10 protein-coding genes are annotated in these 11461 nt (G+C 44.4%); all 10 read left to right on the forward strand.

Annotated elements, in window-relative coordinates; translation table 11 throughout:
* Nucleotides 1-2 precede the first annotated feature (2 nt).
* The 10 genes from BVC89_RS06210 (at nt 3) to BVC89_RS06255 (ending at nt 11461) form a co-directional block, all read left to right on the forward strand.
* Nucleotides 3-1316, forward strand: coding sequence for a TIGR02270 family protein (locus BVC89_RS06210; RefSeq protein ID WP_086930351.1), 1314 nt, complete (start codon nt 3-5; stop codon nt 1314-1316).
* Nucleotides 1309-2427: a beta-ketoacyl synthase N-terminal-like domain-containing protein gene (locus tag BVC89_RS06215; RefSeq protein ID WP_086930352.1), complete on the forward strand. Its 1119-nt coding sequence runs from the start codon at nt 1309-1311 to the stop codon at nt 2425-2427. The genes BVC89_RS06210 and BVC89_RS06215 overlap by 8 nt, the downstream gene beginning before the upstream one ends.
* Nucleotides 2427-3797, forward strand: a complete 1371-nt coding sequence (locus BVC89_RS06220) for a phospholipase effector Tle1 domain-containing protein (protein ID WP_086930353.1) — start codon at nt 2427-2429, stop codon at nt 3795-3797. The genes BVC89_RS06215 and BVC89_RS06220 overlap by 1 nt, the downstream gene beginning before the upstream one ends.
* Nucleotides 3790-4842 carry a DUF2931 family protein gene (locus BVC89_RS06225; protein WP_086930354.1) on the forward strand — a complete coding sequence of 351 codons (1053 nt, stop codon included), beginning with the start codon at nt 3790-3792 and terminating at the stop codon, nt 4840-4842. The genes BVC89_RS06220 and BVC89_RS06225 overlap by 8 nt, the downstream gene beginning before the upstream one ends.
* Before the next feature lie 64 nt (nt 4843-4906).
* The gene (locus BVC89_RS06230; protein WP_086930355.1) at nt 4907-5914 is read left to right on the forward strand and encodes a DUF2931 family protein; all 1008 of its coding nucleotides are present in this window, start codon (nt 4907-4909) and stop codon (nt 5912-5914) included.
* 37 nt (nt 5915-5951) lie between these two features.
* Nucleotides 5952-6173 (forward strand): hypothetical protein, encoded by a 222-nt coding sequence (locus tag BVC89_RS06235; RefSeq protein ID WP_086930356.1) that lies wholly within the window; start codon nt 5952-5954, stop codon nt 6171-6173.
* The gene (locus tag BVC89_RS06240; protein WP_245929409.1) at nt 6131-6997 is read left to right on the forward strand and encodes a DUF2931 family protein; all 867 of its coding nucleotides are present in this window, start codon (nt 6131-6133) and stop codon (nt 6995-6997) included. Before BVC89_RS06235 ends, BVC89_RS06240 begins: the two co-directional genes overlap by 43 nt.
* 167 nt (nt 6998-7164) lie before the next feature.
* On the forward strand, nt 7165-7989 hold the full coding sequence (locus BVC89_RS06245; protein ID WP_086930358.1) for a universal stress protein: 825 nt from the start codon (nt 7165-7167) through the stop codon (nt 7987-7989).
* A gap of 284 nt (nt 7990-8273) precedes the next feature.
* A complete protein-coding gene (locus BVC89_RS06250) occupies nt 8274-10358 on the forward strand; it encodes a type VI secretion system Vgr family protein (protein ID WP_086930359.1) in 2085 nt (694 codons plus the stop codon).
* Nucleotides 10359-10387: 29 nt separating this feature from the next.
* Nucleotides 10388-11461: a DUF2169 domain-containing protein gene (locus BVC89_RS06255; protein ID WP_086930360.1), complete on the forward strand. Its 1074-nt coding sequence runs from the start codon at nt 10388-10390 to the stop codon at nt 11459-11461.

The raw sequence follows: 11461 nt of genomic DNA on the forward strand, positions 1-11461 counted from the left end.
CCATGAGAAATACACCTACATCCATTCACGGTTATTTTCGAGAAGTTTTCGAACAGTCTGTCGATAACGCGTCGTTTTTATGGCTGCTGCGGGCAACGGCACTGGTACAACCTCACTACTTACCGGCTGAGCTAATCGAGCTGGAAGATCGTATCCAGAATAATCTCAATGCCCTGCATACCACCTCCACCGAGGATGCCTGGGAGATTTGTAAAGCGGGTTTGGAATGGCGTCAGGCCGGGGAGGTATTTACTGCCGCTATCTTTGCTTTTCGCAGTCTTGAAGTTAAGCGTATACAACAGGTAGTCGAGACCGCTTTTAGCCATGACAATGCCTTAAAAGGCTTAATTTCAGCCCTGGCTTGGCTGCCGGCAAAGTTTGTTGATCCCTGGTTAGATAGATTTATTAAGAGCAAAGACCTGGATCATAAATACCTAGCGATTGCTGTTTACAGTGCGAGACGACAAGATCCGGGGCCTATTTTGTTTGAGCTGCTCCAGCGCGAGGACTGCCTCGCCCACAGCCAGTTTCACGCCAGGGCTATGCGTCTTATTGGCGAGTTAAAACTAAAAGCCTTGATGCCTGCCATTAATGCCGGGGTTGATGCCAGCGACGAAGCTGTCGCATTTTGGGCGCGCTGGTCGGCCTTACTACTTGGCAATAGGCATATGCTTGAAGTACTAGAGCCGACCGTGGTAACAGCTAACCCCTTCCAACAGCAGGCGATTGATATTGTCATGCGTTGCGTCAGTGCTGAGCAGGGGCGACGCCTGGTCTCGGCCCTATCTAGTAATAAAGGGCCTAGTAATAAAGAGCCTGCAAATAAAAAACTTAAGCGTGCCACCATTAATGCCTGTAGCGTTTTTGGCGATCCCCAAGTGGTGCCTTGGTTGCTGCAAACCATGGAACATCTGCCTTTTGCCCGCATCGCTGGTGCGGCCTTTACCCATATTACGGGTATCTATCTAGAGGAAAATGACCTGGCCATCGATGTGCCGGATATTGCCGCCATCGTCCCCAATGATGACCCTCAAGACGAGGATGTCAGCTTAGATCCAGATGAAAATCTGCCCTGGCCCAATGTTGAGAAACTGAAAGTGCTATGGCAGCAGTACGGCCAACAATATGCTAGCGGTAAGCGTTACTTTTTAGGCAAAGCTATCACACCGGAACTGCTGCAACAGCAGCTACAACAAGGTTACCAGGCCCATCGCCACAGCGCGGCAATGGAGCTGGCCTTGCTCGACCCCAGTTGTATCTTGCCTAATGTCAAGGCTCGGCTAGGAAAAGCTTTAGAGGGAGGCGCAGATGTTTGAGCTGATTTACCTGGCTGGCCGCGGCATTGTCTCTGCCCTTGGCACCCAGGCTGCCATGACCATCGCTGGTGTAAAAGCAGAAATCGTGCGCTACAAGGTGTCAGGCTATTACACAGAAGATAACCAGCCTATTACCATGGCCGGTGTGCCCAAAGAGGTCTTCGCCCATCTTGAAGATAAGATTGATCAAGGCAATTATTACAGCGGTCTTTACGATCATGTGATCAAAATGGCATTGATTGCCCTACGAGAAGCCGTCGCCAATTATAGCCTCGATAAACCTATTCCCCTTATTATGGCCATGCCCGAAGTGGATGAGAGCATTGACCAAGTCAGCGCTAGCAGCATTACCAATAATTTGGTTGAGCGCAGTGACTTGCCCCTATCTCGCGAGCATATTCGCTATATCTATAATGGCCGTGCAGCGGGTATTGAAGCCTTGGAATTGGCTTTTCGCTATCTCTATGAAGCAGGAGAAGATTATGTTCTGGTGGGGGGCAGCGACAGTTACTGGCACTATCCCATTATTGCCAAGCTTAGTGCCGCCGATCGGGTACTGGCGCCGGCGACGCTGGACGGTTTTGCAGCGGGAGAAGGCGCTGGTTTTTTACTGCTCACCCGTGATCCTGCGAAAGCTATGGTCCATAAAGGCAAGATCGTGGGCATACACCACCCCGGCAGTGCAGAGGAAACGGGCCATTTACACAGCGATCAACCCTATTTAGGTGAAGGCCTAGATAAAGCCTTTAAACAGGCCTTAGGGTCAGAGCCGAAGGGGGATATTGCTACCATTTACAGTTCCATGAATGGCGAGCGCTTCTGGGCAAAAGAATACGGTGTGGCAATGACGCGCAATCAACAGTACTTTAGCGAACAAGTGAGAATCGAACATCCAGCAGATTATTACGGAGATTTAGGGGCGGCCACAGGCCCTGTGCTTATTGCCCTGGCGGCGGATAATATGCTGTGCTCAACAGGGCAGGCGGCCCATCTTGTCTATGCCTCCTCTGATTACAGTCGGCGTTCTGCTGTAAAATTAGCGTCTATTGCCCATTCGCCAAACCATAAGCACTCTATATCACACTCTATGCAAAAAGGAGATCAAGGCTGATGACTGATATTGGTGAATCCGTACACGCCCCGCAGCCACCGGAAGAACCGGAGCGACCGGAAGATGACCTCAAATCCAAAATAAAAGTGCGCTTTAGCGTATTTTTCGACGGTACCCTTAATAACCGTGACAACACCGGAGCAAGGGAAAAAAACACAGCGGCCTACCGCAACAACAAAAAGTCCGACAGTTACGGTAACGACTACAGTAATGTGGCGAAAATGGAACGTTATGTGGAGGAGCAGGCCGACGGCTACGATTTTGCCTTCTCCACCTATGTGGAAGGAATTGGTACGCAAAACTTTGGCAGTGATAAAAATATTGGTTATGCCCTGGGGCAAGGATCAACAGGAGTGGAGGCCAAGGTACGCATTGGTATCACCAGGGTGCTTAACAAAATGCAGGAAGAGATTGAGGATAAAGGCATTATCGAAAAGCTGACTCTGGATGTCTTTGGCTTTAGCCGCGGGGCGGCGGCGGCACGTAATTTTATTCACCAGGCCCTCAGCACCCAGTCCTCCTATATTGCCACCGGCTATGGGGGCATGGTGGAAGTACCTGCAAGGCCATTAAAACGCCGCCTAGTTTCTGCGGGCTTTGAAGATGTCGAATTGGTGGAAGTACATTTTGCTGGCCTCTACGATACGGTGGCCTCCCATGGCCTGTCCCATAGCAACGACACAGAAACCTTACACCTAGACAGCATCGCTAAATACAAAGCAAAAAAGGTGCTGCAATTGGCTGCTGCTGAGGAGTACCGCGCGAACTTTTCCCTTACCAATGTCAATAGTACTGGCGGCAAACAGGTGTTTTTACCCGGTGTACACTCGGATATTGGTGGCGGCTATCGCGATGGCCATGGTGAAGACTTAGTAATAAGGGAGTCCCATAGTGAGGCGGAGCTAAATCGCGATCGCGCTGATCTTATGGCTCAGGGCTGGTATCACGATCAGGAAATTACAGTAGTTAAGCCCTTTATTTCCACCATGAGTATGGGCTACGGCTATATGGCGCCCCCCATTCCGGGCAAAATAACGGTAACCCGGCAAAGTATTAGCAATCACTATAGCCGCATTCCTCTGCGTATTATGGCCCGTTTTGCCCGTGAAAACGGGATTAATATTCTACCCGACTTAGAAGATGAAAATGCTATTACTGGTGCTTTTTTAAATCAGGTCTATCAGCGTTTGGATGCTTATGCTAATGGTGGCTCAAAAAAACAGGACTGGTTTCATAATGCCCCTTGGCTGCGCCAGTTACGCCACGACTATCTGCATTTCTCGGCCCAGCTAGAAACCACTTGGGGGGTGGCCGCCCATAAGCCCAACTTGGTGAACGGTAGGCGCGAGCGAGTGGAGCACTATGGCTAACTGGAAATACCTATGTTCATCCTTACTATTATTAATTGGTGGCTGTGGAGGCTCCATGACCAAATTTGATTGGAGTGCTAGTGAAAGTGCTCCCAAAAATTATCCTATGCGGGTTATTGATGGCCGTTTTTTTTATCACGATAGTGACGGCTCTTTATATATTCCTGACAAATCTTCTATTAGCAAAGGCTGGGGTACATCTGTTTCTGATCATGCGGTAGGGCCTGAATTCAAACCTCTGCCCAATCGCCTCTATATTTTGTATTTTTCCTATACGGAAAATACTTTTTATGAAGGTACTTTTGATCTTCCTTACGATAAAATTCTCAAGTTATTTCAAGACGGCTATGACGACCACTGGTTGGAAAAACATGCTACCTATCGGCGTATTACCGCTGGTTTAGCCCCCGGTGGCAGTGTGGCAGTATGGATATCCGGGGTACATAAAATTACTGAAGTATTTTTTGGTCAGGCAAATGAAGTGGATATAGAGTGGCACGATGTTGTTAAAAGCCAAAGCTCTAGAGAAGAGTATGTTGAACGCGTAGTTAATAGATCCGCTTCGGAAAAAGTCTTGAATCAAATCCAACAAGGCACTATTCCTTTTGAACTTTGGAAAAATTACCGTACCCAATACCACTGGCAACCGATCATTACCAATGTGGAAATACCTCCCAAAGTGATTGATTATATTGGTTACTTTAATGGGGAAAAGGATTATCTCTACTACCCCTTAAATGAAGACGATCAAGCCAAGACCCGACCCGTTCCAAAAAGCATTCTTTTTGTTTGGAAAAGCCCGTGGAATAAACCCATGCAGTTTCGTCTAAATTTTGATGAGACGGAAATTACCCAGGCTTTTCAAACCCTGGCTCCAGAAGAGCAGCGACAACGCCCCTTACAGTTGGAGATTCATATTGCGGCTAAAAAACGTTGGGAGCTAAAGGCCAGTTTGCGTTATCAGGATACTGTTATTGAACTTGAGAAAACCGAAGTTAAAGTGCACCTTGCTTCTGTTTCAGAAGAAAAGACAAAACGTCTATAGCAATAACGTTATTTTAGTAAAAGGAATTACCATTAATATGTTATAGAAAAAACTCACCTCCTCCTTGTTTTTACTATTAAGTGGCTGTGGTGCTCAGAGCAAATTTGATTGGGATGCCAGTGAAAGCGCTCCGCAAAATTATCCTATGCAGGTTATCGATGGCCGTTTTTTTTATCACGATAGCGAAGGCTCCCTATATATCCCTGATAAATCTTCTATTAGTCCTGGCTGGGGAGATTTTGTCTCTACTCATGCTGTAGGGCCAGAATTAAAGCCTTTGCCTAATCGGCTTTATATTCTTTATTTTTCTTACGCAGAAAATACCTTTTACGAAGGCACTTTTGACTTGCCTTACGATAAAATATTAAAGCTTTTTCAGGCTGGTTATTTTAGCCCTCGTCTTGAAAAAGATATTACATTCTGGCGTATTACAGCTGGTAGTGTTGCTGTATGGATTACTGGCGTGCATAAAAGTATTGAAGTCTTTTTTGGCCAAGCAGAAGAGGTGGAGGTCCCTTGGGCACGTGTTACACAAAGTACTATACCTCGTGAAGAATATGTTTCATCCACCCTTGTTGAAGATCGTGTCTCCGAAGAGGTGATGGCTTTAATCCAACAGGGTAACATTCCTTTTGATCTGTGGAAAAACTATCGCATCAAGTATAACTGGCAACCGATCATTACCAATGTTGAACGCCCTCCTAAGCTGATTAATCATATTGCTTATTTAAATGGCGAAGAGGACTATCTCTATTATCCATTAGATGAATCTATTATATCCGCTACCAGAGCTGTGCCTAAGCGTATTCTTTTTGTGTGGAAAAGTCCTTGGAATAAACCCATGCAGTTTGATTTAAATTTTGATGAGGCAGAAATTACTCAGGCCTTTCAAACTCTTGCCCCTGAAGAGCAGCGACAACGCCCTCTAAAATTAGAGATTCATATTGCCGCCAAAAAACGTTGGGAGCTAAGAGCCAGATTACGTTATCAGGATACTGTTATTGAGCTTGAGAAAACAGAAGTAAAAATACATCTTGCTGCTATCTCAGAAGAAAAAGCCAAGCGTTTATAGTTGCAATATTACTTTAGTAAAAGGAATTAGCATTAATATGTTATGGAAAAAACTGACCTCCTCCTTGTTTTTATTATTAACTGGTTGCGGTGCTCAGAGCAAATTTGATTGGGATGCCAGTGAAAGCGCTCCGCAAAATTATCCTATGCAGGTTATCGATGGCCGTTTTTTTATCACGATAGCGAAGGCTCCCTATATATCCCTAATAAAGCTTCCATTAGCAAGGGCTGGGGACGATTTGTTTCTACCCATGCAGTAGGACCTGAATTCAAACCCTTACCCAATCGCCTTTATATTTTGTATTTCTCCTATACGGAAAATACCTTTTATGAGGGTACTTTTGATCTCCCTTACGATAAAATTCTAAAGTTATTCCAAGACGGCTATGACGATCATTGGTTGGAAAAACATGCTACCTATCGGCGTATTACCGCTGGTTTAGCGCCAGGTGGCAGTGTGGCGGTATGGATATCTGGGGTGCATAAAATTACTGAGGTATTTTTTGGTCAGGCAAAAGAAGTGGATATCCCTTGGACGCGTGTTACTGAAAGCGATACCCCTCGTGAAGAATATGTTAGTAACATTGTGAATCGAAAAGTCCCTCAAAAAGTCTTGAACCAAATCCAACAAGACACTATTCCTTTTGACATTTGGAAAAATTACCGCACCCAATATCATTGGCAACCCGTTATTACCAATGTGGAGCGTCCTCCTAAAGTGATTGATTATATTGGTTACTTTAATGGGGAAAAGGATTATCTCTATTACCCCTTAAATGAGGACGATTTAGCGAAAACCCGAGCCATCCCTCGAAGTATGCTGTTTGCCTGGAAAAGTCCCTGGAATAAAGTGATGCAATTTCGTTTAAATTTTGATGAAGTAGAAATAATTCACGCCTTCCAAACCTTGGCTCCAGAAGATCAGCGACAACGCCCCTTACAATTAGAAATTCATATCGCCGCCAAAAAACGCTGGGAGTTAAGGGCTAGTTTACGTTATCAGGATACGGTAATCGCCCTTGAGAAAACGGAGGTCATTGTCCACCGCGCAGCCGTTTCAGAAGAAAAAGCAAAACGTCTATAGGGATTCCGAGCGCCAAGGTATTTAGTGATAAAAGAAGCGCGATAGCGCAGTGACTATAGTATTTTGATACGGCTCAAAATAATGCCCTGAATCGTATCAAACCGTAGCTATAGGCCGCTCCTTTGTTCTATGATGTGCGTGCACATACCAAGTCCCGAGGAATAGAAATGTCTGATATAGAAAAGTTATTTGTCGTCGTCGATCCTTCTGATGCTGCCCCTGTAGCTTTAGAGCGCGTGCTAGAAGTGTCTAAGTTACGACCAAGCAAGACCCAATTAAAAGTCTTTGTCGCGATTGATGGTGAGTCGGTGGATACTCGGGCAGTGAATGATAATCTTTTTCGCGATCAGGCGTGGTTTGAAGAGGTGATTCGCAAGCCTATTGAAGAAATTGGCTTTGAATACAGTATCGAAGTTTCCTGGTCTCACCAATGGCAGGAGTCGATAGTACAGTCGGCGAAACATTTTACCGCAGATCGTATCTACTTACCTGTGCATGCGCGCAGCAATACCTCTCGTTTTACTTTTAGTGAATCCAAGTGGGATCTGCTTAAAACAGCAGAATGTCCCGTAGTATTGATTCAGCCAGAGGCACCCAAAAAACGCTCTATTATTTTAGCTGCCGTGAACTTCCAAGCAGTTAAGGACATACAGAAGCAGTTAAATACCGGCATTATTTCCTGGGCCAAAGTAGCAGCGGAAACCTATGGCGCCGATCTGCACGTGGTGAATGCCTATCTTGATTCAATGAACTACCCTGACCGCGGTCAATTAGCGCGCCAGACCGGTTTGCCTGCAGAGAAAATTCATGTGACCCAAGGTTATACCGACGAGAGTGTTGCCAAGATAGCTAAAGAAATACATGCTGATCTGGTGGTAATGGGAACTCTCGGTCAAAATGGTATGACAAGCTCGCGCCGTGGTAATACAGCTTCCCGAGTGGTGGCAGGCCTAACACAAGATATTATGGTAATAAATAGCCAGAAAATGTAGCCTTTTTGTGGTAATAAAAGTGATCTTCCGAGTTAACAAAGGCGCTTATCTCAACCGTTACATACTAACCCCGAAATACTCTGCAGGGTAGAGCTTAAGGTAGGCGCCCTATTTTGCGAATGAAGGCATGATTTTTTGTGCCTTTATTATGATATATTTGCGTGCAATATAGTTTAGTATTAAATGCTACTGCTCCTTGTAGGTAGAGCTGATGTCTGCAAGCAGAGATAATAATAGTGAGAGGCATTTAAGAAAACTGACCATTGAGATATGGAAAAACTGATATGTCGCAATATACTCAGGAACACCGTCTAATCAATATTTCGGACTTTTCTCTCGGGCAAGATACTTTCTTGATTACAGGCTTTAAAGGGACGGAATACATCTCTAAACCTTTTGATTTTGAAATTACTGCCCTTTCTTCTAATTTAGATATCGAACCAGAGCAAATTATTGGCAAAGATGTAACTGTCACCATTCAAAATGTGCAGGAGCGTATTTTCCATGGTTTTGTTGTTGGTTTTGTGTTTGGTGAAATCAAAGCTGATGACCTACGTGAATATAAGTTTACGATGGTTCCTTGGTTATGGTTTTTGTCCCAAACTAATGATCATCGAGTATTTCAGCATCAAAATACCAAAGAAATCGTCAGTACAATTTTCAATGATCTTGGCTTTACCGATTTTGAATTTAGAACTGATGGCGGTAAAAAAAGAGAATACTGTATTCAGCACAATGAGAGCGACTTTCACTTTGTTTCTCGCTTGTTAGAAGAGGATGGAATTAGCTATTTTTTCCAACATGAAAAAGATAAGCATCAGCTAATTTTAGTGGATGAAAACCATGCATATGATCCATGTGCTGAATTTCAACTGGAATATTCTCATGGCAGCCATCCAGGTCCCCAAATTCACCGTTGGGAGCATCAACATCGCTTTCGAAAGGGTCGCTGGACTCTCAACGATTACGATTTCAAAACCCCCGATAAAGATTTGAAAGCAGATACGCCTACGGTCAGTAGTTTTGAAAAAAATGGTGCTTATGAGCATTATGAATATCCAGGACTTTACGGTAAGGCACTTGGGCGGGAGTTGGCAAAAAAGAGAATGGTAGCAGAAGAGAGTAGCCGTAATCTGGTTGAGGCCGGTAGCAGCTATAGCAGCCTTTATGCAGGCGGACGTTTCTGTTTAGACAAGCACACAACAAAAAAAGAAAAAGGCGAGTATATTCTTCATAGTGTTACTCACGAGGCATATGACAATACTTATATCAATCACGATGAGGATAATGATTTAGGTTACAGTAATTCGTTCACCTGTTTACCTGTTGACATTCATATCCGACCCACCATTGTACATAAGCGCCCTGTTATGCGGGGTCCTCAAACTGCCGTTGTGGTAGGCCCGGCAGGTGAAGAAATTTACGTGGATGAGTTTGGCAGCATTAAAGTGCAATTTATTTGGGATCGCGAAGGTAAGAAAAATGAAAATAGCACATGCTTTATGCGTGTTGCGCAAACCTGGGCGGGTAACAAGTGGGGAGCGTCGTTTATTCCTCGCATCGGTCACGAAGTGATTGTTGATTTTTTTGATGGAGACCCTGATCGCCCTTACATTAGCGGTACTGTTTACAATGGTAAGAATCGCCCTCCTTATACTTCAAAAACCCAAAGCGGAATTAAATCTCGCTCTACTAAAGGTGGTAGCGCCTCTAACTACAATGAGTTGCGCTTTGACGATAAATTGGGTGCTGAAGAAGTTTATATCCAAGCAGAAAAAGATCAGAATAATTTAGTTAAAAACGACGAGACGACAAATGTCGGTAATAATCGCACGGAAAATGTTGGCAATGATGAAACAATTTCTATAGGCAATAATCGCACAGAAAGTGTGGGTGTCGATGAGAAAATTTCCATAGGAAGTAATCGCACAGAGAGTGTCGGTGCCAACGAAACAATATCTATCGGCAGTAATCGTACAGAACAAGTGGGAGCTAACGAATCCATTAGCATTGGCAGTAATCGTGTTGAAAGTGTCGGCGCTAATGAAAAAGTCTCTATAGGTGGCAACCAAGTTGAAACCGTCGGCGGCAATAAAGCCGAGACCATAACGGTTGCCAAAGCCTTGAGTATTGGTGCGGCTTATCAGATCTCTGTGGGTGCGGCAAAAAACGAAACTGTGGGTCTAAGTTCAACCGAGCAGGTGGGTATTATGAAACATATCCTGGCTGGTAAACGCTTCGAGTTAGCTGTGGGAGATAGTTCACTTGTGTTAAATAGCGACGGTACCATTGTGCTTAAAGGCAAAGAGATTCTTATTGAAAGTGGTCAGCAAACTACGGTAAAAGGCAAAGTCGTAGAAATTAACTAAAGTGAATAAATCCACGGGAGCCCCCACTAGTGGAGTTTAATAATTACACGCCTTTTCCTGGCAATGCTTGGGAAACAGTTAATAATCGCAATAAATGGTCCGCGACCTGTATGGTTCGTGTGAAGTTTAAATTGATTATGGCTGAGGAAAATAACGATGGTAACGTTAAATCAAACGAAGGCACTAAATGGCGCTTGCAGTTAGATAAAGAGCAAGGGGAGTTATTTTCCGAAGACCAGTTTTTCTCGGACGAAGTCGATAGTTCAGTGCGTTACGAATCTGACTATGTCAACCACAAAGCCCATACGGACATCATTGTTAATGCTAGCAGTTATGCTCCCCAAAATATGATGACGAATAACTGGGGGAGTGCCGTTAGTGTTTATGCCGCTGATGGAAAAACCTTACTTAATCGTCAGTCGTTAATGATTAAAGCGAGCCGTTATTTTAATGATGTTAGCACGCAAGTATCTTTGCCTATTCGCTATGAATACTGTACCGGTGGCGTTAAGAAAATACACAACAAAGGCAAAGCTAATGAAGTCTATGAACTTGATTTGTACAACCCAGTGGGTTGCGGTAGATACCCCCATAAACACCAACAGCATATACCTGATGTTCGCATAGACTATCAACATGAGCCTTATAAACATATCCCAGCGGGTTTTGGTTTTATTCATCGCAGTTGGAAAAGCCGTCTGGATTATGCTGGAACTTATGATGATAACTGGCTTGAAAAACAGCATCCATTGCCTCCCCACGATTTTGACTTTCATCATAACCAAGGCGCTCATCCAGCTTTAATAATGCGTGGCTATCTGCAGGCGGGGGCCAAAGTGTCACTGTCTAACCTTATTAAAAATTCACCTGAAAGTTACTTTGAAATACCCAACTTTCGTTTTTTAGCAAGAGTTTTCAGTAATACCTACACACAACATCAAGTGATGAACTTAGACACCTTGATTGTTGATATTGATGGCCTGGATGGTGAGCAATTATGTGTTTACGCATCCTGGCGTTCGTATACTCAACTTATGGACTCAGCAATTAAAGCCGAGGCCATGTTGATTCCTGAGCAAGAAAAAAAACAGGGTAGGGAGTGA

Origin of the sequence: Agarilytica rhodophyticola (assembly GCF_002157225.2) — a bacterium.
Classification (GTDB): domain Bacteria; phylum Pseudomonadota; class Gammaproteobacteria; order Pseudomonadales; family Cellvibrionaceae; genus Agarilytica; species Agarilytica rhodophyticola.

Coding starts and splice junctions, on each gene's coding strand:
- BVC89_RS06250 (WP_086930359.1), top strand. CDS start 8,274: ATGTCGCAATATACTCAGGAACACCGTCTAATCAATATTTCGGACTTT.
- BVC89_RS06235 (WP_086930356.1), top strand. CDS start 5,952: ATGTTATGGAAAAAACTGACCTCCTCCTTGTTTTTATTATTAACTGGT.
- BVC89_RS06215 (WP_086930352.1), top strand. CDS start 1,309: ATGTTTGAGCTGATTTACCTGGCTGGCCGCGGCATTGTCTCTGCCCTT.
- BVC89_RS06225 (WP_086930354.1), top strand. CDS start 3,790: ATGGCTAACTGGAAATACCTATGTTCATCCTTACTATTATTAATTGGT.
- BVC89_RS06220 (WP_086930353.1), top strand. CDS start 2,427: ATGACTGATATTGGTGAATCCGTACACGCCCCGCAGCCACCGGAAGAA.
- BVC89_RS06245 (WP_086930358.1), top strand. CDS start 7,165: ATGTCTGATATAGAAAAGTTATTTGTCGTCGTCGATCCTTCTGATGCT.
- BVC89_RS06210 (WP_086930351.1), top strand. CDS start 3: ATGAGAAATACACCTACATCCATTCACGGTTATTTTCGAGAAGTTTTC.